This window comes from Syntrophotalea acetylenivorans (assembly GCF_001887775.1).
Taxonomy (GTDB): domain Bacteria; phylum Desulfobacterota; class Desulfuromonadia; order Desulfuromonadales; family Syntrophotaleaceae; genus Syntrophotalea_A; species Syntrophotalea_A acetylenivorans.
The window spans coordinates 905,861-930,902 of sequence record NZ_CP015519.1; the positions used below are offsets into that span (position 1 = coordinate 905,861).

Sequence of the window (25,042 nt, forward strand, 5' to 3'; positions counted from 1 at the left end):
GTACGGGTTCCTCTATTTTCATTACCTGCATTGTTACTGATCGTAAACTTTAATTATTGGTCCAGCGCCTCGAGCTCAACCGTATCTAAACGGCAGCTTTCAGGCGGTGCCACCATGCCGCCGGAGATGATCAGCTTGAAGGCGTCATCGACAGTCATATTCAATTCCACGGCATCCTCTTCCGGAACCAGGATGTAGTAACCGGATGTCGGATTGGGGGTCGTCGGCATGAAGACATTGATCGTGCGCTTGTCGATCAAGCGCTGCACCTCGCCCTGGGAGACACCGGTGACGAAACCGACGGACCAGATTCCCCGTCGAGGGTATTCGATGAGCACCACTTTGCGAAAGCCTTCGCGATCGGCACTAAGAACCGTAACGGCAACCTGTTTAAAGAGGCCGAAGATTCCTTTTACCAGCGGGATACGGCTCATCAGCCGTTCGGACAGGTGCAGCAGCGAGCGGCCGAAGTAGTTGGTTACCAGCACCCCGGCGAACAAGATCAGCAAAAAGGTCGCCAGCAGGCCGATCCCCGGCACGGCAAAACCGAACAGCGCCTCGGGCCAATAACGCTCGGGGACAAAGCGGAGCAACAACTGATCCATCAGGGCGATGGTCCAGCGGACCACCAGAACAGTTAAGCTGATAGGAACAACAGCCACCAGGCCGGCCAGAAAATAACGTTGCAGCCTGGTTTTGATCAACAGTCGCAGAGCCATGGAATGCCTCCTACCGGTAACTTACGACCCCAAAACGGGAAACAAGCATAGTATAGCAAGTTACGAAAAAAGACCATCGCTAGCTGTTTCAGCGGCAGCGAAAAACCAAATACACTTTTGGACGCGGATAAAACCGGATGCTTCGCATACGCAGACCTTTCAAACACCAAAATCTTTTCTATGGTTTCAAGATCTTGTCAGCGTTTATCTGCGTTCATCTGCGTCCCATTACGCCTGGTTCTTGCCCGACAATGGCTTGCAGGCGCTCGATGCCATCCAGATAAACGGCACTGGGCTGCGTATCGCACCCACTGCTGCAGAGAGCCTCTTCGAGTTCGGCCAAGGACGGCGGATTACGAAGTGAAAGCACCTGAAAGTGGGCGCCGAAACCGGCCTGCAGTGTTCCCATCTCGCCCTTCAAGCCAAGAGCCTCGGCTCCATTGCGGGTGGCCATGGCCAGCAACTCCCCGGGGCAGAGATGAGCACCATAATGGCGCTTTGCCGCAGCCAGTTCATCCCACATCGAGAGAGAGTCATTGCTGGCCAGACTGTCGGTGCCTAGAGCCAGTTTCACCCCGGCGGCACGATAGGCGGCGACCGGTGCCGTGCCGACCCCGAGGCGTTCGTTGGAGCGAGGGCAAAGGGCCACGGTAACCGAACGCTCGGCCAACAGTTGCGCATCCGCAATGCTGACCTGTACCCCATGCACCAGCAGATTACCAGAATGCAGACCACCCAACCGGTCAAGACAGACCGTCGGGCTGCAGCCTCTGGCCGCTGGGCGCTGGTCCTGCCAGCCCACCGCCGGATAGAGACGCTCCAACAACTCTCCTGATGCGTCTTGCACCAACCGGCTTTCCTCATGGGACTCGGCAAAATGGGTGGTCAACGGCCAGCCCTGACGGCAGGCAGCGGCAAAAATGCGGGACATCGCCTGCTGCGACAGGCTGTAGAGGGCATGAGGCGCCAGGCCGGGTTGCAGGTTGCCGAAATGATCGCCGCTGAGTAAGGCTGCGGCGCGATCCAGGGAAACACCCCAGACCTCCGGATCGAGACCGAGCAGCTCAAAGAACACCCGGCCATAGAGGGGACTTTCGGCATAAGCGGGGGGGAAGATCAGCCTGCTGAGGATATCGCCAATGGCACCGGTGCCCGACTGCAGGCACCAGAGCAGACCGTCGTTGATGGCGGCAGTCTGCTCGGCAGGCGTCACATCGCGTTTGACATGAATCAGATGCAGCAGCCAGTCGACAAAGGTCGCCGGCTTGCCTGTCTCACCGGCACGTTTTGCCCAGCGCGGAAAGTGAGTCAATTCCAGGTGGGTGTGGGCATTGACCAGGGTCGGCAACAGCACGGCATCGCCGAAATTCACCACATCACCGCTAAAACCGACCAGCAGATCCCTACGCCGACCGATAGCGGCTATGCGCCCATTATCGACCAGCAGTGCCCCATCCTCAATGGGCGGAGCACTGATTGGCAGCAGATAACGAGCCAGGTAGAGGTTCATTGGTTATTTTAGTCCGCTCAAAAGCAGATACGCCAGTTAGCTGGTTTTGAACCCAAACAGCGGATATAAACAAGCAGATTCCCGAATTGGAAACGCGGAGTTTTCCGTTCTGACAAGGAAGCCGAGGACTTGCGCGGAGGCGTACATCGGCATGCCGCAAAACTTTTCAGGATTGAAAAGTTTGACAGCCTTAAAGCTGTCCGCTAGGACGTGGGACCAGGGATGGTCCCGCGTCACAAACAAGTCCGAAGATTGACGCAGTCAGGGCGGAAAAGAACCGTTTTCGGACACAGCGTCCAGTAGGGTTGGTGATGTCTATGAATTCTGTGTCATTTGGGGGGCTGCCAAGGCGTCGCCAACGCAGGCCTAGCCACGCGCTAAGTCAAGTTGGCGTAACGCAAGCAGCGCCGAAAAGGGCCAGAATCAGAAGACAGAACCAGCCTTACAGGGCGCTTTTAAATGGCTTTGCGCAGCTCGCCCTGCCCAGGCGTTTCCTTATCCTGGTCCGTCGCCACGTTGTGATCGTCGACGAAGACGAGCTTCGGCTCATAACTGGCAGCCTCTTCATTGGCAATCTCGACCCAGCTGGCGATAATCACCTTATCGCCCCGGGACACTAGGCGAGCGGCTGCACCGTTAATACAGATAGTACCACTGCCGGGCTGGCCTTCGATGACATAGGTCTGAAACCGGGTGCCGTAGGTGACGTTCCAGATATCCACCGCCTCGTAGGGCAGAATATCCGCTGCCTTGAGAAGCAGAGGATCGATCGTTACACTACCCTCGTATTCGAGATCGGCGCCGGTCACAGTGGCGCGGTGAATTTTTGATTTAAGCATTTTGCGGTTCATAATGAGCAGTCCTCCTCAACGAGATAACTGTTGTCGATTAAACGGGTTTGGCCGATACGCACCGCCAACAGCAGCACGGCATGGCGGTCGATGACCGTCGCCTCCTGCAGGGTTTCGGCGTGGCGTATCTGCACGTAATCAATGGCGGCATCGGCTTCCTGCTCGATGCGACACTGCACCAGCTGCAACAAGGCAGCGGCACTCTTCTCACCGGCAGCGACAGCGGCTCGGGCCTGACGCAGGGCATCACTCAAGGCCAGGGCCTGACAGCGCTCATCGGCCGACAAATAACTGTTGCGGGAGCTCATGGCCAGCCCGTCCGCCTCGCGGACGATGGGCATACCTACGATCTCTACCGGCAAATTCAAATCGGCGGTCATGCGCCGAATCACGGCCAGCTGCTGAAAATCCTTGCGCCCAAAGAGCGCAACCTGCGGCTGGACGATGGTAAACAGCTTGCAAACCACCGTGGTCACGCCGCGAAAGTGGCCCGGCCGACTCTCGCCGCAGAGCACGCTCGTAAGCCCTTCCACGTTCACATAGCTGGCATAGCCGCTGGGATACATGTCGCTGGCGGTCGGGGCAAAGAGCAAGTCGACGCCGACACTGCGAGCCAACTCGGCGTCCCCTTCCAGGTCGCGGGGATAACTGTCGAGATCTTCTCCGGCACCGAACTGGGTGGGATTGACGAACAGCGACAGCACCAGCAGGTCGCCCCGCTCCTTGCCTTCCCGCAGCAGAGACAGGTGGCCTTCATGCAGGAAACCCATGGTAGGCACCAGGGCAATACGCCGACCGGCGGCCCGAGCCTCCAGACAGCGCTGTTGCATATCTGTTACTGAATGAATAATTTCCATGACGAACTACTTGAAGCTATGCTCCGGTCCGGGAAACTCCCCGTTCCGAACTTCGCGAATATAGTCTTCGACACCGCCGCGGATGGTTCCCGCCAGATCGGCATAACGTTTAACAAATTTAGGTGAATACTTATCGCACAAACCGAGAATATCGTGAATCACCAGCACCTGGCCGTCGCATTCCACCCCCGCACCGATACCGATGGTGGGAATACCGACGACAGCGGTAATCTCGGCGGCCAGTGCCGCGGGAATACCCTCCATAACCATGGCAAAAGCACCGGCTTCCTCGACTGCCCTGGCATCGGCCAGCAACTGCTGAGCCTGCTGGTCCTGCTTGCCTTGAACCCGGTAGCCGCCCATACGATGGATCGACTGGGGGGTCAGACCGATATGCCCCACCACCGGGATATCCATATCGACAATGGCTCGAATGGTGTCGGCCACATTGCAGCCCCCTTCGAGCTTCACCGCCTGGGCGCCGCCCTCCTGCATCAATCGACCGGCATTGCGTCGCGCTTCCACCACATCGATTTGATAGGAGAGAAAAGGCAAGTCCGCAACAATGAAGGCTTGCTCTACCCCGCGGGCCACGGCCCGGGTATGGTAGACCATCTCGTCCATGGTCACCGGCAAGGTGTTGTCGTAGCCGGCCACCACGCAACCCACCGAATCACCCACCAGGATCATGTCGATACCGGCCTGGTCCATGAGACGGGCAAAGGGATAGTCGTAAGCGGTGAGCACGGTGATCTTTTCACCCTCGGCCTTCATTCTCTGTAGGTCGAGTATGGTTTTGCGTTTCTGCACGTTGGCTCCTCGCCGCCAGGCACAATAGGCATAAAATAAAAAATGCCCTCCGGATCGAGTCCGAAAGACACATGCCTGCCTGACTGGTGAGCGCAGCCCACCGGCCTCTATTAGCCGTCGTCTTCCGTCCCGGTCCGATGGATCCAGGCGGTCATTTCTGTTGGTCCCAGCCCCCTTTCACTGCTATTGCTCCGGCACAAGTTCCGGGCTGAGCGAAAAGACGCTTTCTAAACCGACTGGAACCTTTACCATATTAGTCGGGTTCTGTCCAGCTTTAATCAGTTAACGGAAATTACGTAAGGCGTAAGGCGTGACAAGTGATGAGTAATCGGTGACAGTCCCCTGTGACGCCTGCAAATAGTGCAAAACCATAATTCTAAAGTCGGCCGGTTCCGCCCGGCCAAGCGTCTTACTTTTCTTGACGACCAAGAAAAGTAAGCAAAAGAAGGTCGCCGGTACGGTTCATAAACATAGGTAACACTTTAGTTCAGGTACATGGGTAACACTTTTTGTATCCTATAGGCACTTTCTACAAGGAGGTGCCCATGCCCTGGAAAGAGGTGAAACCTATGGACCAGAAGCTGCTGTTTATTGCCGACCACCTTCGAGCGATGGACACCTTCAAAGGCCTTTGTCACCGTTACGGTATTAGCCGAAAGACCGGCTACAAGTGGGTGGCTCGCTACAGGGAACTAGGTTTCGAGGGGTTGCAAGACCAACCTCGGAAGCCCCATCAACACCCCCTGAAGACACCCTTTACCGTACGCAAAGCGATCATTGGCCTCCGTTCAAGCCAGCGGGATCCGCCGGGGCCGAAAAAGATTCAAGTGCTACTGAGGCAGAACCACCCAGAATGGGACATCCCTTCCAAGACGACCATCTACAAGGTCCTGGCGGAGGAAGGATTGATTCGTCCTCAAAGACGGCGCAAACCGGTTCCTGTCGGTCAGCAGCCCTTTTCTCCAGTGCATCACCCGAACGATGTCTGGTCGGCGGACTTCAAAGGGCAATTCAAGACTAGAGATGGCACTTGGTGTTATCCACTCACCGTAATGGATCATCAATGCCGTTACCTTTTAGAATGCATAAATTTTCCAGGGCCGCGGCTAGAACCAACCAGTGACGCTTTTGAATCCCTTTTCCGGGAGTATGGGTTGCCATGGCGCATTCGTACCGATAATGGCGTACCCTTTGCCTCTAACTCGCCCGGTGGACTGTCCCAGCTATCCAAATGGTGGATTCGCCTGGGCATCGTGCCGGAACGAATTGAACCGGGAAAGCCTCAACAAAATGGGCGGCATGAACGGATGCACAGAACACTTAAGAACGCTACGGCCATTCCTCCGGCGCCAACAGCCCAGCTTCAACAGCAGGCGTTTGATGCATTTCGCCAGCAGTACAATAACGAACGCCCTCATGAAAGCCTTGGACAAACAACACCGGCATCGAAGTACAGTCCCTCAACACGCAGCATGCCTGAAAAGCTACCGGAGATAGAGTATCCTGGCTACTTTCGAATTGCCTTAGTTCATCACAGCGGCATCATTCATCATCAAGGGCATCGTGTTTACGTCGCCGGCCTTCTCAAGAGCGAAAAGGTCGGTGTCGAAGAAACCGCTGATGGCATCTGGGACGTTCATTTTGGACCATTGAGATTAGGCAGCTTCGATATGCGGGATATCAAGAAAGCCCACAACGACTACTTGAAGCTTAATGTGTAACCTATGTATGCGAACTTTTGTGTTACCTATGTCCTTGACTCGTACACCCCACCGTTTGCCCGCCTGCGTCGGGGTCCCTCTCTCCAGGATTATAATCCGGGAAAGACGAGATTCGCTTCGCTCAGACGTCTTTCTTTTCCGGATGAAAATCCCTGCGTTCGGCGGCACTCACAGGGGGGGTGAAAACCATGAAGCGACAAGCTTCAAGCATTAAGACTTTTGACCCACCCTCCCCTGTGACGCAGCCGGAGCGAAGTGGACGTTTTGCGAAACAGGCGGGGAAACTGTTTGAGCGAAGCGAGTTTTTCCCCGCCCGCAAAATGTCTGCGTAGCGTAGGGTACCCGAAGGGCAAGGAGGTGGGGCGTGCTTTTCTGCTTACTGTTTTGTCACGCTACAAAAGAGTAAGGCGTCGCGCGGGCGCAACCCCGCGGTCTTGTTTGTTTATACAGTGCTGCCGAAAGATACCGAGAAAGGAAAGAATCGGGTGAGGACAAAACCCCTCCGTTTTGAGAGATTTTCAACAACTCTCCTCAGCTAACCGGCAACGCAACATCTCCGCCAACGCCCCAAACTCCTCCAAGGTCAGAGTCTCGGCACGCCGCCCGCCATCGATGCCGATCCCTTCCATGGCCTCGTTCAATCCCTCGAAAGCCAAGCCGGCTCCCTTCAGGCTGTTGCGCAAGGTTTTGCGTCGCTGACCAAAGGCTCCCTTGACCACCCGCCGGAAAAAAACCTCGTCGGCCACGGCGACCCGGGGCTGGTCCAGGGCGTCGAAACAGAGCACTACCGAATGAACCTTGGGCGGCGGGAAGAAAGCTCCGGGCGGCACCCGTACCACCCGACGAATATCGAAGTAGTTCTGGCACAAGACCGACAGAATACCGTACTGCTTACTGTTGGGTTCGGCACAGAGGCGATCGCCGACCTCCTGTTGAAACATCAACACCAGGCGGGAAAAGAGCTGACGGTTATCGAGAATTTTAAACAGAATCTGGCTGGAGATGTTGTAGGGCAGATTGGCCACCAGCTTGTACGGTGGTTCGACCAACAACTGGCCCCAATCAAGACGCAGCGCGTCCCCCATGTGCACCTGCAGATTGGCTTCCGGACGGGCCTGCAAGGCAGCAGCCAGGCCACGATCAAGTTCCATGACATGCAACTGGCCAACGCAGGGCAGCAGACGGTCTGTCAAGGCGCCGAGGCCGGGGCCGATTTCCAGCAGATTGTCGGTGGATTCAAGATCGGCGGCTTCGATAATCTGTTCCACGACCTGCTGATCACGAAGAAAATTTTGGCCAAAACGTTTTTTGGGGCGGTGCTGCATGCTCTTTCCTTTAACAGGTTGCCGAAAAGCACCATTGTCGCGCATCCGGCAGAGTTTTATTCAAACAAACTCAGCTTTTACCACGAAGAGCACGAAGGGCTCAAAGTTAAGCCAATCCATGTTACTGGCAAGCTGTAGATGGTTGTTCTTCGTGGTCGTCGTGTCCTCTGTGGTGAGAGAACTTGATTTTTACTGAATTCTACAGCATTCGCCCAGGAACAAGGCCGCCTGGCTACTCTCGTGACAAAGCCCGACACCTCGGTGTGTTCCGCGGCCGGTTATCGCTTTCGCGGCCGCCGCGGCCAGCGGGGAATGCGCAAGGTTTTGAAGACGGGCACCGCCTGCAACATGACCATATAGGAAATGATCGAGGCAATCATGCCATAGAGCAGACTACCGGAGGCCATGGGCAACATAACTTCCCAACCGAGGCTTTTAAGAGCGGAAAAGGTGAGCTCGCTAGGTAGCTGAGCGTGGTCCAGACCAAGGAGCAACCGGCCGGACTCGTACTCAAGAGCATAGATAAAGGGAGCGGTCAGAGGGTTGGTTATCCAGACACCGACAGCAGCGGCAATCTTATTTTCTTCGAGCAACATGGCCAAAAAGACGGCGATAACCATCTGAATTCCAAAGGTCGGGGTCATGCCGATAAAGATGCCGAGGGCGAAACCCTTGGCGATGTCGTTGGGCTCGGCACGTAAACGTATCAAGCGCAACACATTCAGCTTCAACTGTCGCATTAAGGACCAACGCCGATACATGCCGCTCCACACTCCGCTAGTCCAGGGTTGCACCAACTTGATCAAGGGGCCAATTAACGCGGGCATTCAGGTCGAGATCGGCGCAAAGGCCCTGCTCCAGATAGGCGTTCCCGGCAACTCCGAGCATGGCGGCATTGTCTTGGCACAAGGCCGGAGACGGGAAAAACACCTCCCGGCCCTGCTCAGCAGCCATTTCAGCCATCATACGGCGCAAGCCCTTGTTGCAAGCGACACCGCCGGCAACCACTATACGCTGTAGATCAAACTGGCGAGCGGCCCGCAAAGTCTTTTTGCAGAGCACTTCCACCACCGCCTGTTGAAAACTGGCGGCCACATCCTTTAACTGCTGTCCCTGGATAGGGCCGCTCTGGGCTTTAACATGGTAGAGCATGGCGGTTTTTATGCCGCTGAAGCTGAAATCGAAATTATCCTTATGCAACAAGGGCCGGGGAAAGTCGATAGCCGCAGGATCACCTTCCGCAGCCAGGCGATCGACAACAGCCCCCCCGGGATACCCGAGGCCGAGCAACTTGGCCACTTTATCAAAAGCTTCGCCGGCGGCGTCGTCCAAGGTACGACCGAGGATCTGGTAACGACCAATTCCATCGACCCGGTAAAGATGGCTGTGCCCCCCGGAAACAGCCAGAGCCAGGTAGGGAAAGGCGACCTCCTGCTCCAGCAGAGGAGCCAGAATGTGACCTTCCATATGATGCACTCCGACAAGCGGAATGTTGCGGGCAAAAGCCAGGGCCTTGGCGGTGGCCAGGCCGACCAGCAGGGCGCCAACCAAACCGGGGCCACGAGTTACGGCGATACCCTCGATATCATCCAGGGTTACTCCGGCCTTTTCAAGGGCCTCGTCAATAACCACCGAGATGGCCTGCATATGCTTACGGGAGGCGAGCTCGGGAACTACCCCGCCATAGCGCGCATGGACATCGACCTGGGAGGCCACGATATTGGCGAGAACCTGTTGACCGTCGCGGACTACCGCAGCGGAGGTTTCATCGCAGGAAGATTCAATAGTAAGAACCAGCATGATCTATTCGTTCAGGATAAAGGAGGAAACAATTAAAGCACAAAAAGAGCGTTACGGTAACGCAGCCATCACAACAGGTTGGCCGCCAACTCTGCCAGTGGCGACCTTTCACCCTTGCTGAGGGTAACATGCCCGGCGATATCCTGTCCTTTAATTTTTTCTACCGTATAGGTCAGCCCGTTGCTCGATGAATCAACGTAGGGATTGTCGATTTGATAAGGGTCGCCAGTCAAAACTATCTTGGTCCCCTCCCCGGCCCGGGTAATGATAGTTTTAATTTCGTGGGGAGTGAGGTTCTGCGCCTCATCGACAATCATATATTGTTTGGGAATAGAGCGACCGCGAATGTAGGTCAACGGTTCAATCTCCAACAACCCCATATCAACCAACTCCCGGTAACCCCGTTTGCGCTTGCCCTGCTCATCAACCATGCCGAGCATCAGATCGACGTTATCGAAGATGGGCTGCATCCAGGGCGACAGCTTTTCCTCGACATCGCCCGGCAAAAAGCCGAGATCCCGCCCCAGGGGAAAAACCGGGCGGGAGACCAGCAGGCGGCTATAAGCCCCCTCGTCGGAGACTTTATACAGCCCTGCTGCGATCGCCAGCAGAGTCTTGCCGGTACCGGCCTTTCCGACCAGGGTCACCAGCTGAATATCGTCGTTAAGCAGCATATCGATGGCAAACTGCTGTTCACGGTTACGGGGATGAATGCCCCATAAGCCGTCCTTGGGTACCCGAATCAAAGGCACCACCCGGTCCAGCGTTGCCTGATAGCGACCGATGGCCGTATGGGAAGGATTGCCGGCCTCGACCAGAGTAACACATTGGTTGGGCAGCAGATCGACAACAAAGTCGGCGGCAAGGTCGAGATAACCCTGGCCGTAAAAACGGTCGACCTCGCTCTTATCGATCTCGATTTCGGCGGTGCCGGAATAGAGTTCTTCGATAGAAACCTTGTCCGACTCATAATCCTGGGCGTCGAGTCCAACGGCATCGGCCTTGATGCGCAGATTGGTATCCTTGGTTACGAAAACCACCGGGCACTCGCACTCCGCTTTCATCTGCAGAGCCACGGCCAGAATGCGGTTGTCGGCCTTATCGGTCTGCAGTTCGGGGGGCAGCCTATCATAGGCCTCGGTGGTAAAAAGCACCACTTTGAGGGTACCGCCGCTCTCCAGAGAAACGCCTTCGGTTAAATGAGACTGCTGGCGAAACGAGTCCAGCAACCGGGAAATCTGGCGCGCATTGCGCCCGATCTCACTTTGATCCTTTTTGAAGGTATCGATTTCTTCGATAACAGTGATAGGCACCACGACATCGTTATCTTCAAAACGAAGCATCGCCAGCGGATCGTGGAGAAAGACATTGGTATCAAGGATATAGGTTTTTTTCATGATGTCCTTTCGCAACCTTGTCGTTGGCTCATTTCATTGTCAATTTAAGCAAAGCAAACTAACACTGCCATCGGTCCTTTGGCAACCGCAATATGCAGCGAAGCCACCGGTTTCAAAACTTCTTATAATGTACACTAAATAATAGCCCAGATAGTCTTTTGCGGTAAACTCAAGAAGACTGCCGGGCCAAAACAAAATAAATACTATCCCCAAAAGTGCCCTCAGGACATCTTGACAGAGCCCAACATATTGTGGTTTAAATCACCTTTCACCACACTATATTGAAACTTAACCATTTTATGACGGCGACGTCGTCAGTCATTTTCAGCAGGAGACATAGTCATGGCCAACAGCACCCCCAACGAACCGCAACTTACGAACAATGCCCTGACTGTCTTGGAGCGCCGCTACCTGAAACGTAACGAGCAAGGGCAAGTGCTTGAGAAACCAGCCGACATGTTCCGTCGCGTAGCCCAGGCCGTAGCCGCCGCAGAGGACCTGTTCGACCGGGGTGAGAATACGGCTGCCCTGGAAGAAGAATTCTATCGCATGCTGACCTCCCTGGAGTTTCTCGCCAACTCCCCTACCCTGATGAACGCAGGCCGGGAACTCGGTCAACTGTCGGCTTGCTTCGTATTGCCAGTGGAAGACTCGATGGAGAGCATCTTTGAAGCCATCAAAAATACCGCTTTGATCCACAAGAGCGGCGGCGGCACAGGCTTCTCCTTTTCAAAGGTAAGACCCGCCAACGATGTGGTGCTATCCACCAAGGGGGTCTCTTCCGGCCCCATCTCCTTTATGAAAGTATTCGACGCCGCTACCGAAACCATCAAACAGGGCGGCACACGCCGGGGGGCCAACATGGGCATCCTGCGCGTCGATCATCCCGACATTATGGATTTCATCATGGCTAAGGCCGATCAAACGGTTTTGACCAATTTCAACATCTCCGTTGGCTTGACCGAAGCCTTCATGGAGGCTGTTGAGTCCGGTGGCAGTTACGACATTATCAATCCGCGAGACGGCCAGGTCGTTAAGCAAAAGGACGCCCGCAAGGTCTTTGAACGCATCGTCGAAATGGCCTGGACCAACGGCGAACCGGGCATGGTGTTTCTGGACCGCCTGAATCGCGACAATCCCACCCCCCATGTGGGAGAAATCGAAGCGACCAACCCCTGTGGCGAGCAACCGCTGCTACCTTACGAATCGTGCAACCTCGGCTCGATAAACCTGGCCCGGATGGTTACCGACGACGGTCAGGTGGATTGGGAGAAGCTGCGCCATACCGTAAAGCTGGCGACCCGCTTTCTCGACAATGTTATTGAGATCAACAAGTACCCCCTGGAGCAAATTGGCGAAATGACCCGGGCCAACCGCAAGATCGGCCTCGGCATCATGGGCTGGGCTGACATGCTGGTACTGCTGAAGCTTTCCTACAGTGACAGCGAGGCGGTGGAACTGGCTGAGCAGCTGATGGATTTCATCACCCGGGAATCCCGCGAGGCGTCCCGACAGCTGGCCAAAGAACGGGGCTCCTTTCCTAACTTTACCGGCAGCAGCTACGATCTGGCCGGAGAGAAAGTATTACGTAACGCTACCTGCACCACCATCGCGCCGACCGGTACCATCTCCATCATCGCCAACTCTTCAAGCGGCATAGAGCCGATCTTTGCCGTCTCCTATGTGCGGCAGGTGCTCGATAACGATGTGCTGGTGGAGGTTCACCCTCTCTTCGAAAAAATAGCCAAAGAGCGGGGCTTCTATTCTGCTGAACTCATGAAAGACATCGCCGAGCACGGCACTATTCAGGATTTCGACCAGATTCCGGCGGATGTGCGGCGAATCTTTGTTACCGCCCACGATATCACCCCTGAGGACCATATCCGCATGCAGGCGGCCTTTCAGAAGCACACCGACAATGCCGTTTCCAAAACGGTCAACTTTCCCCATGACGCCACCCGGGATCAGGTGGCCGAGGTCTATCTGATGGCTTACCAGCAGGGATGCAAAGGAGTGACCATCTACCGCGACGGCTCCCGGGACATGCAGGTCTTGTCGGTGGCCAAAGGCAGCGAACCGCAAGCCGCACCGGATGTGCCGACCGAATCGAGAAAAAGCGGCCGCAAGCGGGAACGCCCACGGGCTTTGACCGGCTCCACCTATCAGATGGAAACGGGCTGCGGTCCCCTCTATGTCACCATCAACCGGGACGACAGCGGACTGTTCGAGCTCTTTACCACCATGGGCAAAGCCGGCGGCTGTGCTGCCAGTCAGTGCGAAGCCATCGGCCGCCTCGTATCCCTGGCGTGGCGCAGCGGCGGCCAGGCCCGCCAGACCATCAAACAGCTGATCGGCATCACCTGCCATAAACCGGCGGGCTTCGGAGCCAACCGTGTAACCTCCTGCGCCGATGCGGTTGCCAAAGCCATTCAGATGCACATGCTTAGCGAAACCGACGACGAGTCAGCAGTCTTGTACAACGCCAATAGCGGTGCTTGCCCTGATTGTGGCGGACCCGTCGAACATGAGGGAGGCTGTTGCGTCTGCCACGCCTGCGGCTACTCGGAGTGCGCCTAACAGGCTGTCTTCAGGGAACCCGTGGAGCCCGGGGATGGGCGAACAAATCAAGGTCTGATTGATAAGCTCTTGTTCTTGTGAACAAACAGAAATTAGATATCCGTCTTGCGGTACTACAAAAGGCCAAGGATGGGCTATTGAAACCACCTGGAATACAGATGCCCGAATGGGAAGACCTTTGCAATCGCTGCGGCCTGTGTTGCTTCGAAAAATGGCTCGATCATAACGGCAGGGTGCATGCCACACCGATCCCCTGTCGTTACCTGGACATCGTGGACCGCACCTGCAAGGTCTATCATAAACGTTTTACCGTCGGCGAAGGCTGCGTCAAGCTGACCCCCGAGGTGGTGCGCTCGGTCAACTGGCTGCCGGAAGAATGTGCTTACGTCATTCATATGCGCAAAACCAACCCCGAGTGAGCCGATGAAACGAACCGGGAAGCCTGTAACGGATCAAGGAATACCGACCCTGCGTCAGGCACGCTTTGCCTGGTGCATGTACGATTGGGCCAATTCCGCCTTTGCCACCGTGGTCCTGGCGGCGGTGCTGCCGGTCTATTTTGCCGCCCTGGTACCTGCAGAGGGCGCCATCCTGTGCCTGTTCGGCCGTTGCCTTTCCCTACCGGCCACAGCCCTGTGGAGTTATGCCGTCACCTGCTCGATGCTTCTGGTGGCGCTAACCGCCCCCTGGCTCGGTGCCCATGCCGATCGTTGCTGCACACGGCGCCGCTGGCTTATCACCTTCTGCCTGGCCGGCTCTGTCGCCACCGGTCTTCTGGCAATGGCCGGTCCGGGCAATTATCTGTTGGCCGCCGGGCTCTTTGTGGCTGCCAACGCCTGTTTTGCCGCCGGCAACATTTTCTACAACGCTTTCTTGCCCATGCTGTCCCAAGGGACAGAGATGGTCCGTCTGTCAGCCCGGGGCTTCGCCTTCGGCTATCTGGGCGGCGGGCTGGCCCTGCTATTGGTCTTCATTCTCATCAGCCGTCCGGCACTCTTCGGCCTGGAGGATGGTGCAATCGCCAGCCGCGTCGGATTTCTGCTTACCGGACTCTGGTGGGCGTTGTTTGCCCTGCCCGCCTTTCGTCATCTGCGGGATGAACAACGACCCACAACCGGAACCTTTCCTGTCGGTGGCTGGCGCGGCTATCTGCGCATGTTGAGAAAAGTCTCCACCTATCCCGACTTACTGCGCTTTCTGCTGGCCTTTCTCTGCTATAACGACGGCATTCAAACCATCATCGTGGTGGCTGCCATCTTCGCCCGCGAAGAATTGGCCATCAGTCAAAGCAGCATCCTCGGTTGCTTTTTGATGATTCAGTTCGTTGCTATGCCCGGGGCACTGATTTTCGGCCGCCTGGCAGGCCGTTACGGCAGTAAAATAGCTCTATTAATCAGTCTGTTGCTGTTTATGGTGGTCACCGTTTATGCCTACCGCATGGAACATGCCTGGCAGTTCTGGTTGCTCGGCCTGCTGGTAGCACTGATTCTCGGCGGCAGCCAGGCGATCAGCCGCTCCTTCTATGGCGCCCTCATTCCCCCCGGCAAAAACGCAGAATTCTATGCCTTTTACGCCATCAGCGGTAAATGCGCTTCGGTCCTGGGGCCCCTTTCCTTTGCTCTGCTCATCCAGCTGACAGGCTCCAACCGCAGCGCCATTCTGGGACTGGCCGGCTTTTTTGTCCTCGGCATCGGATTATTGCTTACGGTCAACGAGAAGCGAGGAAAGCAAGCGGCACTGATTGAGTCGTCTTGAAACACCTTTATCTTTTTTTGGGGTATACATCAAAAAAAGATATTTTAACCTGGACATTGCTTACCAAAGGGGTTATATTTATGCCCAATGATGCACGGTAAAAGAAACTTCCCGATGAACTCTAACAATAGCAAGGAGAAAACGATGTCTAAAGGTCTTAAATGGCAATGTACTGTCTGTGGCTTGACTGAGCAAGGCGCTACCCCTCCTAAAACTTGCTCCAAATGCGGCGTGAAATCTGATCGATTCATCAAGATCAAGTAAAGCGACCGATACATAGAACCGGTTTCACACTAACAAAAGGGCCCTGCAGCAGCAGGGCCCTTTTGTTATTCAGCAAATTTATCAACGGAACAGCCAGTCCGCTTCTTCTCCATTACACCAGCATACGGTTAAACCATTAACTCTGCCGCCCAAGTAAAGTTTGACCGGACAAGTTGTCGACCGTCACCGACAGCAACTGCCCTTCAAGCCCTTCCGGGCCGGGAAAAGCGATCTGCAGATAGTTGCCACTCAAACCCTTGCAAATTCCATCCTGCCGTCCGCCTTCCACCACCACTTTCAGTTGACGACCAAGGAAGCGCCGGGCAAAATCCTGTTGTTTTTGTTCGCCCAGGAGACGTAGTGTTGCCGCTCGTTCTTTGGCTAGAGGCCCCGGAATCTGGTCGGGAAAGTCTGCCGCCGGAGTTCCCGGTCGCCGGCTGTAAGGAAAAACGTGCAGGTGGCTGATCGGCAGTTCTTCGATCAAACGACGGGTGTTTTCAAATTCCTGTGCCGTCTCCCCGGGAAAACCGGTGATCACATCGAGCCCGATGGCAGCTTCCGGCAGCCGCCGAATTATCTTTCGCACCAGTTCAGCAAAGTATCCGCCGCTGTAATGACGATTCATGCGTTGCAGGACAGCATCGTCCCCCGATTGCAGAGGAATATGAAAATGCGGACAGAGAATGCTCGAAGTCGCTACAGCCTCGATGAGGGCATCATCGATCTCCTGTGGCTCGATGGAACCGAGTCGCAGTCGGGCAAGATCGGTCTCCTGCTCAATACGTTGAACCAGTTGTAACAGGCTGCCGGGCGTCTCAAAGTCCTTGCCATAGCCACCGATATGGATTCCGGTCAGCACCACCTCTTGATATCCGCTGGTCACCAATTCCCGCACCTGGTCGAGAACCTGTTCCGGGGGCACCGAACGACTCGCTCCGCGAGCATAAGGAATGATGCAGTAAGAACAATAGGTGTCGCAGCCGTTCTGAATCTGGGCAAAAGCCCGACTGCGCCCGGAGAAGCTTGACAGGGATAGGGCCGGACCGGCCTGTTGACGGATATCGCCGACCTGCACCCGTGGCCCCTCGGCGGTCAGTCGTTGCAGCAAGTCGCGCTTTTCCTCGTTGCCGATGACCAGAGAAACTCCCGGCAGATCGGCCAGAGCGGCAGGATCGACCTGGGCGTAGCAGCCGGTTACAACGATGCGACACCCGGCATTGTGCCGCCGGGCGCGGCGAATCAGATTACGGGACTGGCTGTCGGTGGCGGAGGTTACCGTGCAGGTATTGATGATCACCAGGTCGGCACCTTCGGCAAACGGTACCGGCTGATATCCGGCCGCAGTTAAAGTCTCCTCCATAGCCGCCGACTCGAATTGATTGGTTTTACAACCGAGGGTGGCGATGGCAAAACGGCAACTCATGCGATCCACCCACCTCCCAGAACCAGATCCTCTTCATAGAAAACCGCAGCCTGGCCCGGGGTGATACCTTTTTCCGGTTCATCAAAGACCACCCGGCAGCGACCTTCTCCGAGGACCGTAACGGTAGCCGACGCTTCCCGGTGGCGGTAACGAATTCTTACCCGGCAGCGTAATGGTTCGGAGGGTTCAGCCATAATCCAGTTGCAGTCCGTGGCTATCAACTCACTGACATCGAGGTGATGGCGCTCGCCGACCACCACCTGTCTCTGGGCGGCATCGATACGCACCACAAACAACGGCTCGGTCCAGGCAAGACCGAGGCCCCGCCGCTGACCAATGGTATAGCGATAGATTCCCTCGTGACGGCCGAGCACCTGACCGTCGACATGCACTATCTGACCGCTGCGATCGGCGCTGCCGCACTGTCCTTCCAAAAAGCCGACATAGTCCGCATCGGGAATAAAACAAATGTCCTGGCTGTCGCTTTTGCCCGCGACGGAGAGCCCTAACTCAACGGCCTTAGCCCGTACCTGATCCTTGTTCATCTCGCCAAGAGGGAACCGGACGCGACTGAGCTGCTCTTGGGTCAGGGTAAAGAGGAAATAGCTCTGGTCTTTATGAACGCTGTGTCCTTTGGCCAGCAGATAGCGTCCGTCCCGCTCAAGCACCCGCACGTAGTGTCCTGTAGCCAGTTGATCGGCCCCGAGGGTCTGCGCCTGTTCCAGCAGCAGGCGAAACTTGAAAGCCTGATTGCAAAGAACACAGGGATTGGGAGTGCGCCCTTGCATATACTCGCTGCAGAAAGGTTTCACTACCCGCTGCTGAAATTCCTCGCGCAGATCGACCAGATGAAAGGGAATACCGAGTTGGTCGGCGACCCGACGGGCATCGGTAGCCACATCCACCGGGCCATCCCAGACCCGCATGGTCATACCCTGCACCTCGTGGCCCTGCTGTTGCAGCAAAGCAGCGGTCACGCTGGAATCCACACCGCCGCTCATGGCGACCATGATCCGTTTCTTTTCCATTACTATCCTTTTGCTACATTCGCAAAAACTCATAGGATGGCGACGCCATAAAGAAGGCCACCCGCACAAACGGATGGCCTTCGGGTAAACTATCGACGTCTAGTCAGAAAACCCTCAGGCGCCCTCTTCCTTGTAGTTCTTTATCGCATCGTGCAGAGCGTCAGCCGCCAGGTTGGAGCAGTGCAGTTTGGGGTCCGGCAAGCCATCGAGGGCCTCGGCAACAGCATCGTTGGTCAGGGCCAGGGCCTCGTCAAGGGTCTTGCCGATGACCAGTTCGGACATCATGGAGGAAGATGCGATGGCAGCGCCGCAACCGTAGGTCTGGAATTTAAGATCTTCAATAACGCCGTCGACAACCTTGAGAAAGACCTTCATGCGATCGCCGCAAGACGCGCTGACTTTTTCGCCGACGCCATCTGCGTCAATGATGACCCCGACATTGCGGGGGTTGGTGAAATGATCGATTACCTTATCGGAATACATTGCAGACTCCTTTTTCTACTGATTTGATATGGCTTTTTGCCCCACAACAGAGCCGCAGAGCACTATATTTCAGTTTAGTTTTTAAATCACACCACGGAATAATCCGGAACAGGTTTCCGAATTGGAAACGAGGGATTTTTCGTCGTGGCAAGAAAATCGAGAGTTTTCGCGGAGGCGTACAATCGGTACGCCGTACAAGCAAGCTCTAAGATTGACGCCGCCACGGCGGAAAAGAACCGTTTCCAGGCGGAAACTAACTCGCAGCCCGCTCACTGTAGAACGGACTCATATCCCGCAGTTTCTGTATGATTTCAGGCAAGATTTCCAAGATAAAGTCAACATCTTCCTCGGTGTTATCCAGGCCCAGTCCGAAGCGAATATTGCTGTTGGCCATCATGGGATCGACCCCCATGGCACCGATCACGTGGGATTGGCCGAAGGAATCGGACATGCAGGCCGAACCGCTCGACGCCGCCACCCCTTTCATATCGAGAAACAGTAGAATCGCCTCGCCCTCGATGTAGGCAAAGCTGATATTCAGCGTATTGGGCAGACGCTGCAGACGATGGCCATTGACCTGCACCTCGGGAATGCGGGACAGAATACCCTGTTCCAGGCGGTCGCGCAAGGCACGAATACGGCCATCCTGCTCGGCCAGATCCGTTATCGCCAGTTCGCAAGCCACACCCAGCCCGACGATGCCCGGCACATTGTGGGTACCTGCGCGCCGATTACGCTCCTGGTGACCGCCATGAAACAGCGGTGTCAAACCCATCCCCTTGCGCACATAGAGGGCACCGACCCCCTTCGGAGCTCCGAATTTATGGCCTGAAATGGTCAACATATCGACCCCGGCGGCCTGCACATCGACGGGCACTCGGCCCACGGCCTGCACTGCATCGGTATGAAAACGGACCTTATGCTTGCGGGCAATGGCGCCAATTTCTGCAACGGGAAACAGAGTCCCGGTTTCGTTGTTGCCCCACATGGCCGAAATGAGAATGGTCTGTTCACAAATAGCCGCTTCCAATTCAGCCAGATCGATCATGCCTTCACTGTCGACGGCCAGCACAGTTACCTCAAAACCTTGTTTCTCAAGATACTTGCAACTATTCAGAACCGCCGGATGCTCGACAGCCGTAGTGATGATGTGGTTGCCCTTCGAACGCAAAAACTCCGCACTGCCCTTGATGGCCAGAGCATTGCCTTCGCTGCCGCAGGAGGTAAAGATGATCTCCTCCGGCTGGCAGTTGATCAACTGCGCTACCTGGCCTCGTGCACTATCGACGGCACCGCTCACCGCCTGACCGGCCCAGTGGATACTGGACGGATTACCGAACTGCTCCTTATAAAAGGGCAACATCGCCTCCAGCACCTCAGAACGCACCGCGGTGGTGGCATTGTTATCCATGTAGATCCGTTTCACTTCTTTTCCTCCAAATGACATATGCTCCGCAGGCCACCGGCGGCCGGGGATAGCTGTTCCATGGCATCTTCAGTCAAATCCGCCAGGGTAATCGATGACAGGAAGTGGCGAATGCGCCGGCCAAGCCCTTCCCAAACCGTATGGGTGATGCACTGCTCGTCACAGTTGCAACGCCCTTCTTCGTCCATGCAGGCCACCGGCACCAGGGTCTGCTCGACACTTTCGATAATTTCATGAATGCGAATCTCGTCCGCTTGCCGCCCCAGCACATACCCACCACCAGGACCGCGAATACTGCTTACCAGACCGGCACGACGCAACTTGACGAAGATCTGCTCCAGAAAAGACAGAGAGATATCCTCCTTGGCAGCGATTGTCTTACTCGAAACCGGTCCCGTTGCAACACAAAGATTAAGGCGAACCATGGCACGCACAGCGTACTGTGCCTTATTCGAGATACGCATAGCTTCAGCCCCGCTCCTGTTGAGAAGTTTCAGCGGCTGGTTCGCCTGCCAAACCTTCGTCGGATAATTCCTGCACCCGTGTTTCCAGGGAATTCAATCGATCAAACAGGCATTGCAGGGCCTGAGCGCCGGGATCTGGCAATTGACCGTGCTCGAGATCCTGTTTTTCGACGTTGCGTACACCATTGGCATAGACCACTCGGCCCGGCACTCCGACTACCGTCGAATTAACCGGTACTTCCTTGACCACTACGGAGTTAGAGCCGATTTTGCTGTTGTCACCAACCTTAAAAGGACCGAGCACTTTGGCCCCGGCGCCAACCACTACATTATTACCCAGGGTCGGATGGCGCTTCTCCTTCGCCCAGGAGGTCCCCCCCAGAGTGACACCGTGGTAAAGGGTACAACCGTCACCGATCTCCGTAGTCTCACCGATCACCACACCCATGCCATGATCAATGAAAAAACGGCGTCCTATGCGGGCACCGGGATGGATTTCGATTCCGGTGAAAAAACGGCCTATGTGGGAGGTAAGTCGACCCAGAAAATACCACTTGCGCGACCACAAAGCGTGGGCGAGACGATAAAACAGCAGGGCGTGAAAACCGGGATAGCAGAAAAGGATCTCCATAGCGCTTCGCGCCGCAGGATCCCGTTCGAATACCGTCTGCAAATCTTCTTTGAGCAACTCAAGCAATGGTCCGACCTCACAGAGATAGTGGCGGCCCGTCACCCAGGCCGAGATTAACGCCATGATTAACATACCTGAGTGAATGCGTCAACTATTAATCTGAGTGATTGCGTCAACTATTATGATTTTAGTCCGCATCAGTCATGAGGCATGGTGGCAAAACCGGCAGGCGGGCGTTAAATCGAGCCAAACGCAAGGGATTGTACGGCGGGCGTACTTACATACGTTGAAGCGCAAGTGCAAGTACGGCTTGAGATTGTTTGGAATAACCGCTTGCAACAGATGTCTGCATGTCTAGAGAAGACGGAAAGGTTAAAATTGAGCACCGGCCTCCGCCGGACCTTCAAGGCGCGGCGTAACCCAGCCGATATCGAAAGCTCGGCCGCAGGATGGACAGATCAAGCCTATACGATGTTGTGCGCCATCCGGTTTGAAATAGACATGGAATCCCCTTGTATAGCCACATTCACGACAAGTGCGAAATTCTTCCATGGCATACCTCCTTGGTCTGTAATCACCAACCGGCCTTCCTACCCATGAAACACCCAGATAATTCTATGATCTATAAATAAAATACCTCGGCCCTGAAAAATTCCAAACCAGAATTCTCTATTGGAACAATGGGCGTATCCATGTTTCAACCGGTTATTCGCAAAAGATTTATTCCTGTGGCAGTTTTTCAAAAGCCGCTACAGCTTCACGGAAGGCACCAGGCAGACGCCGAACCTTGCGTTCCTGATAGTCAAAAGCAACCAGGGCGGTGGTCCCTTCGGCGGTAACTTCGCCTTGCCGCTCGATCCGGTAGCCCATAATAAAGGACGAGCGCCGCAATTCTTCGATGCGAACCCCGATCTGTAGTTCCTCGCCGAGAAACATCTCGGCTTTGTACTGCACGTTGGCTTCGGGCAGGATGATGCCGCAACCACCGAGGTCCATCTCGCTGAAGGGGCCGAGTTGCTGCAGATAACCGATGCGGCCATCCTGAAAGAAACTCAGAACCGCGGCATTGGAGACATGACCGCCGTAATTAATATCACTGATCCGCACCCGATAGGGCATGACAAAACGAAAACCTTCCACAACATACTCCTGGATGAAAAGCCGATTATCGGCACTAAATCGGCGAGCAGGCGCCGTCAGCGCTGACACTGCCGACAAAAGTAGGTCGAACGCTGACCGAGTTGAATTTTGACAATGGCCTGACCACAAACGGAACAGGGCTCGCCGCCCCGGCCGTAGACTTGTAACTGTTGAGCAAAATAACCGGGCCGACCATCTTGATCGCTAAAATCCCGCAGGGTGGTACCTCCGGCGGTTATGGCCTCCCGCAGAACCTGTCGAATAGCCTCGGCCAGGCGACGATAGCGCACTAAGGATATGCGCCCAGCGGCCCGTGCGGGATCGATACCGGCGCGAAACAGCGCCTCGCTGGCGTAAATGTTGCCGACTCCCACCACCACCTTTGAATCCATGATGAAGGGTTTGACCGCCAGGCGACGGCCCCTGCTCCGCTGGTACAGGTAGTCGCCCGTCAGCTCTTCCGACAGAGGCTCGGGACCGAGGCCGGCCAGCAAAGGATGCTGTGCCGGATCTCCATCGAGCCACAGCAAAGCCCCGAAGCGGCGCACATCGTTGAGGCGTAGACAGATCCCCCCGCTGAATTCTATATCCGCATGATCATGCTTGCCCGGAGCCTGTGGCTGCTCCAATACCCTAAGATAACCGCTCATGCCCAGGTGAATGAGCAGAGTACCGGCTTCGGTGCGTAGCAGCAGATACTTGGCCCGCCTCTCAACATCCTGCACGGTACGCCCGCACATTTGGCTGGCCAGATCGACAGGGATCGGCCAGCGCAACCGTGGCGTGCGAACAACTACCCGGCTAACCTGGCGCCCTTTGATAAAAGGCTCGATGCCACAACGGATGGTTTCGACTTCAGGCAATTCGGGCATCAGTGAAATACTCCTGCCTGGTTGAGCAGCACGATAATCACTGCCGCAGGAGCCACATAACGCAGCAGCAGTAACCAGCCTCGAACCACTATCTGCTGGCGATGACCAGCTACGATATCGGCTAAGGGATGGCGGCGAGGCCAGATCCAGCCGACATAAACAGCCACCAGCAAACCACCGAGAGGCAACAGATAGGAAGAAACCAACAGATCGCAGGCATCAAAGAACGTGCGACCAAAAATAAACTTATACTCCTGCCAGCGGTTGAAAGACAGGGCACTGGGTAAACCGACCAGAAAAGCCGCAACCCCCACCAGCCCGGTAGCGCCAGCGGGGCCAGGTCTTTTCATCGACCAGGTAAGCGACCGTTACTTCCAGCATGGAAATAGACGAGGACAAGGCGGCAAAAGCCAGCAATAAAAAGAACAGCAGAGTCAACACAGAACCGAAGGGCAATTCAAGAAGCAGGATCGGCAGAGTCTGAAATACCAATCCCGGACCGGAACCCGGCTCGATCCCCGCGGCAAAGGCCACGGAAAAAATTGTCAATGCGGCAAGTAGAGCCATGAAGGTATCCAGCAAAGCGATACGAAGGGCCAGGCCACCCAGATCTGCCTCTGGGTCGAGATAGGAAGCGTAGGTGATCATGGTACCGGCCCCGAGGGACAGGGTAAAAAAGGCATGGCCCAAGGCATCAAGAAGGGCTTGAGGGCTCAAGGCGGAAAAATCGGCCTGAAACATGAAGCGCAAGGCCGGTACACCACCGGCCGAAAGCAGCCCACGACCGAACAGCAACAGCAGCAGAACAAACAGAGCCGGCATCAGAATACGGCTGCATCGTTCGATGCCACCCCGCACACCGCCAAGAACAATCGCGACCGTAGTAACGATAAACAAGCCTTGCCAGAAGATCACCCGAACGGGCGAGGACACCAAAGCGCCGAACAGAGCTTCGATTTCCACAGGGCTGCGATCTTGTAAAACACCACGGGCAGCCATGACCACGTAATCGAAACTCCAGCCGGCCACCACTGCATAGAAGGACAAGAGGATAAAGGAGGCCGTCACACCGACCCACCCCACCAGCATCCAGGGGCTGCGAGGCCTCTCAAGCACAACGAAAGAACCGACCGCGTCTCGCCGTCCCTGGCGACCGATCAACAGTTCGGCCATCAGAATCGGCACACCGACCAGGGCAATACAAGCCAGATAAACCAACACAAAGGCGCCACCGCCGTGCTGACCGGTAATATAGGGAAATTTCCAGATATTGCCGAGGCCGATGGCGCTGCCGGCGGCAGCCAGCACGAAGCCGAAACGGCTCGCCCACAGGGCACGGGGTCGATTACTTCCATTCATGAATCAAGTCCTTGCACGGCGGGAGCAGTCCTACCTTCCCCACGGTCCATCGACGGTACAACAATTAGAAACAGATACCTTCGGCGCGTTCTTCAACCTGGGCCATGGTGATTTCCTCTAGAGGACCTGGAAATAGCTCGCGGTTGACCTTCTGACCGGAATGATAACGCCAACCATCGGCCGTCTGTACAAACCGCGCAAGCTCCACGGATTGATGCTGTTCTCCGCCATACTCCAGGTCGAGAAAAAACAGAACCCGTGCCTCGCCTTCAGCAGGCGCATCGTCGCATAATATCTGACAGGAATTGATACGATAACGTCCCTGCAAATCGCTGCGGGCATAACTCAGATATTCGTCCCGTACCGGAAAATGGCGTCGAAATGGTGCTTCGCAGTGGTAGCTGTCGTAAATAAAGGCAAAATCGCCTGCTGCAAAAGCTTTGGCCCGGGCCGCCACCAGCTGCACCGGCGACAAATCAATCACAGCCGACGGAGCCGAAACGAGCAGGCAACACTTCTTGTATTTAAGGCCACTGCCGCAGGGACAGGGCTCGTTACGTCCGGTTTTCATATCACTACTGCTATTCCAAAAAAGTCACTAGCTTTTAAAAGACAATGTAACCGCCGAGG

General features: G+C 55.6%; 26 protein-coding genes. 5 read left to right on the forward strand and 21 right to left on the reverse strand.

The window, feature by feature from the left end; all coding sequences use genetic code 11:
- Positions 1-53: 53 nt before the first annotated feature.
- The 5 genes from A7E78_RS04105 to panB all read right to left on the reverse strand — a co-directional run bounded on the left by A7E78_RS04105 (position 54) and on the right by panB (position 4,747).
- Positions 54-719, reverse strand: a complete 666-nt coding sequence (locus A7E78_RS04105) for a DUF502 domain-containing protein (RefSeq protein ID WP_072283042.1) — start codon at positions 717-719, stop codon at positions 54-56.
- A 214-nt stretch (positions 720-933) separates the two neighbouring features.
- Positions 934-2,229, reverse strand: coding sequence for an amidohydrolase family protein (locus A7E78_RS04110; RefSeq protein ID WP_072283043.1), 1,296 nt, complete (start codon positions 2,227-2,229; stop codon positions 934-936).
- 455 nt (positions 2,230-2,684) lie between these two features.
- Entirely contained in the window at positions 2,685-3,080 is a 396-nt protein-coding gene (gene panD, locus A7E78_RS04115; RefSeq protein WP_072283044.1) for an aspartate 1-decarboxylase, read from the reverse strand.
- Entirely contained in the window at positions 3,077-3,937 is an 861-nt protein-coding gene (panC, locus tag A7E78_RS04120; RefSeq protein ID WP_072283045.1) for a pantoate--beta-alanine ligase, read from the reverse strand. The genes panD and panC overlap by 4 nt, the downstream gene beginning before the upstream one ends.
- A 6-nt stretch (positions 3,938-3,943) precedes the next feature.
- Complete coding sequence (gene panB / locus A7E78_RS04125) at positions 3,944-4,747, reverse strand: 3-methyl-2-oxobutanoate hydroxymethyltransferase (RefSeq protein WP_072283046.1); 804 nt, start codon at positions 4,745-4,747, stop codon at positions 3,944-3,946.
- 545 nt (positions 4,748-5,292) lie between these two features.
- On the opposite strand from panB, the gene A7E78_RS04130 reads away from it, so the two are divergent.
- Positions 5,293-6,468: an integrase core domain-containing protein gene (locus A7E78_RS04130; protein WP_072283047.1), complete on the forward strand. Its 1,176-nt coding sequence runs from the start codon at positions 5,293-5,295 to the stop codon at positions 6,466-6,468.
- Between the two features lie 518 nt (positions 6,469-6,986).
- On the opposite strand, the gene rsmA is transcribed toward A7E78_RS04130, so the two are convergent.
- From rsmA to A7E78_RS04150, 4 genes are all read right to left on the reverse strand, one after another.
- Positions 6,987-7,793, reverse strand: a complete 807-nt coding sequence (gene rsmA / locus A7E78_RS04135) for a 16S rRNA (adenine(1518)-N(6)/adenine(1519)-N(6))-dimethyltransferase RsmA (RefSeq protein ID WP_083552667.1) — start codon at positions 7,791-7,793, stop codon at positions 6,987-6,989.
- A gap of 278 nt (positions 7,794-8,071) precedes the next feature.
- Positions 8,072-8,533: a DUF2062 domain-containing protein gene (locus tag A7E78_RS04140; protein WP_235606794.1), complete on the reverse strand. Its 462-nt coding sequence runs from the start codon at positions 8,531-8,533 to the stop codon at positions 8,072-8,074.
- A gap of 37 nt (positions 8,534-8,570) precedes the next feature.
- Positions 8,571-9,593 (reverse strand): tRNA (adenosine(37)-N6)-threonylcarbamoyltransferase complex transferase subunit TsaD, encoded by a 1,023-nt coding sequence (tsaD, locus tag A7E78_RS04145; protein WP_072283050.1) that lies wholly within the window; start codon positions 9,591-9,593, stop codon positions 8,571-8,573.
- A 68-nt stretch (positions 9,594-9,661) separates the two neighbouring features.
- Positions 9,662-10,990, reverse strand: coding sequence for a PhoH family protein (locus A7E78_RS04150; RefSeq protein WP_072283051.1), 1,329 nt, complete (start codon positions 10,988-10,990; stop codon positions 9,662-9,664).
- A 342-nt stretch (positions 10,991-11,332) separates the two neighbouring features.
- Between A7E78_RS04150 and A7E78_RS04155 the strand changes: the two genes are divergently transcribed.
- The 4 genes from A7E78_RS04155 (at position 11,333) to A7E78_RS15610 (ending at position 15,586) form a co-directional block, all read left to right on the forward strand.
- Positions 11,333-13,567 (forward strand): vitamin B12-dependent ribonucleotide reductase, encoded by a 2,235-nt coding sequence (locus A7E78_RS04155; protein ID WP_072283052.1) that lies wholly within the window; start codon positions 11,333-11,335, stop codon positions 13,565-13,567.
- Positions 13,568-13,725: 158 nt separating this feature from the next.
- A complete protein-coding gene (locus A7E78_RS04160; protein WP_072283053.1) occupies positions 13,726-13,986 on the forward strand; it encodes a CxxCxxCC domain-containing protein in 261 nt (86 codons plus the stop codon).
- 4 nt (positions 13,987-13,990) lie between these two features.
- Positions 13,991-15,322: an MFS transporter gene (locus A7E78_RS04165; RefSeq protein ID WP_072283054.1), complete on the forward strand. Its 1,332-nt coding sequence runs from the start codon at positions 13,991-13,993 to the stop codon at positions 15,320-15,322.
- A gap of 144 nt (positions 15,323-15,466) precedes the next feature.
- Positions 15,467-15,586 (forward strand): rubredoxin-like domain-containing protein, encoded by a 120-nt coding sequence (locus A7E78_RS15610; RefSeq protein WP_072283055.1) that lies wholly within the window; start codon positions 15,467-15,469, stop codon positions 15,584-15,586.
- A 136-nt stretch (positions 15,587-15,722) separates the two neighbouring features.
- Here the strand turns inward: A7E78_RS15610 and mtaB are convergent, their stop codons facing one another.
- The 12 genes from mtaB to A7E78_RS04225 all read right to left on the reverse strand — a co-directional run bounded on the left by mtaB (position 15,723) and on the right by A7E78_RS04225 (position 24,983).
- The gene (gene mtaB / locus A7E78_RS04175; RefSeq protein WP_072283056.1) at positions 15,723-17,009 is read right to left on the reverse strand and encodes a tRNA (N(6)-L-threonylcarbamoyladenosine(37)-C(2))-methylthiotransferase MtaB; all 1,287 of its coding nucleotides are present in this window, start codon (positions 17,007-17,009) and stop codon (positions 15,723-15,725) included.
- Positions 17,006-18,037 (reverse strand): tRNA 2-thiouridine(34) synthase MnmA, encoded by a 1,032-nt coding sequence (mnmA, locus tag A7E78_RS04180; RefSeq protein WP_083552669.1) that lies wholly within the window; start codon positions 18,035-18,037, stop codon positions 17,006-17,008. The genes mtaB and mnmA overlap by 4 nt, the downstream gene beginning before the upstream one ends.
- A 114-nt stretch (positions 18,038-18,151) precedes the next feature.
- Positions 18,152-18,520 (reverse strand): Fe-S cluster assembly scaffold protein NifU, encoded by a 369-nt coding sequence (nifU, locus tag A7E78_RS04185; RefSeq protein WP_072283058.1) that lies wholly within the window; start codon positions 18,518-18,520, stop codon positions 18,152-18,154.
- A gap of 253 nt (positions 18,521-18,773) precedes the next feature.
- Positions 18,774-19,946 carry a cysteine desulfurase NifS gene (nifS, locus tag A7E78_RS04190; protein ID WP_145924841.1) on the reverse strand — a complete coding sequence of 391 codons (1,173 nt, stop codon included), beginning with the start codon at positions 19,944-19,946 and terminating at the stop codon, positions 18,774-18,776.
- On the reverse strand, positions 19,943-20,410 hold the full coding sequence (locus A7E78_RS04195; RefSeq protein WP_072283060.1) for an RrF2 family transcriptional regulator: 468 nt from the start codon (positions 20,408-20,410) through the stop codon (positions 19,943-19,945). Before A7E78_RS04195 ends, nifS begins: the two co-directional genes overlap by 4 nt.
- Positions 20,411-20,414: 4 nt before the next feature.
- Positions 20,415-21,107: a serine O-acetyltransferase gene (gene cysE, locus A7E78_RS04200; RefSeq protein WP_072285040.1), complete on the reverse strand. Its 693-nt coding sequence runs from the start codon at positions 21,105-21,107 to the stop codon at positions 20,415-20,417.
- Positions 21,108-21,413: 306 nt separating this feature from the next.
- Positions 21,414-21,593, reverse strand: coding sequence for a hypothetical protein (locus A7E78_RS04205; protein ID WP_072283061.1), 180 nt, complete (start codon positions 21,591-21,593; stop codon positions 21,414-21,416).
- 168 nt (positions 21,594-21,761) lie between these two features.
- Positions 21,762-22,181: an acyl-CoA thioesterase gene (locus A7E78_RS04210; protein ID WP_083552675.1), complete on the reverse strand. Its 420-nt coding sequence runs from the start codon at positions 22,179-22,181 to the stop codon at positions 21,762-21,764.
- 56 nt (positions 22,182-22,237) lie between these two features.
- On the reverse strand, positions 22,238-23,053 hold the full coding sequence (gene mutM, locus A7E78_RS04215) for a bifunctional DNA-formamidopyrimidine glycosylase/DNA-(apurinic or apyrimidinic site) lyase (RefSeq protein ID WP_072283062.1): 816 nt from the start codon (positions 23,051-23,053) through the stop codon (positions 22,238-22,240).
- Positions 23,053-23,367: an SLC5/6 family protein gene (locus A7E78_RS15295; RefSeq protein WP_235606795.1), complete on the reverse strand. Its 315-nt coding sequence runs from the start codon at positions 23,365-23,367 to the stop codon at positions 23,053-23,055. Before A7E78_RS15295 ends, mutM begins: the two co-directional genes overlap by 1 nt.
- Positions 23,300-24,412 carry a sodium-dependent transporter gene (locus A7E78_RS04220; protein WP_235606796.1) on the reverse strand — a complete coding sequence of 371 codons (1,113 nt, stop codon included), beginning with the start codon at positions 24,410-24,412 and terminating at the stop codon, positions 23,300-23,302. The genes A7E78_RS15295 and A7E78_RS04220 overlap by 68 nt, the downstream gene beginning before the upstream one ends.
- 64 nt (positions 24,413-24,476) lie before the next feature.
- Positions 24,477-24,983, reverse strand: coding sequence for a YchJ family metal-binding protein (locus A7E78_RS04225; protein ID WP_072283063.1), 507 nt, complete (start codon positions 24,981-24,983; stop codon positions 24,477-24,479).
- Between the last annotated feature and the right edge of the window lie 59 nt (positions 24,984-25,042).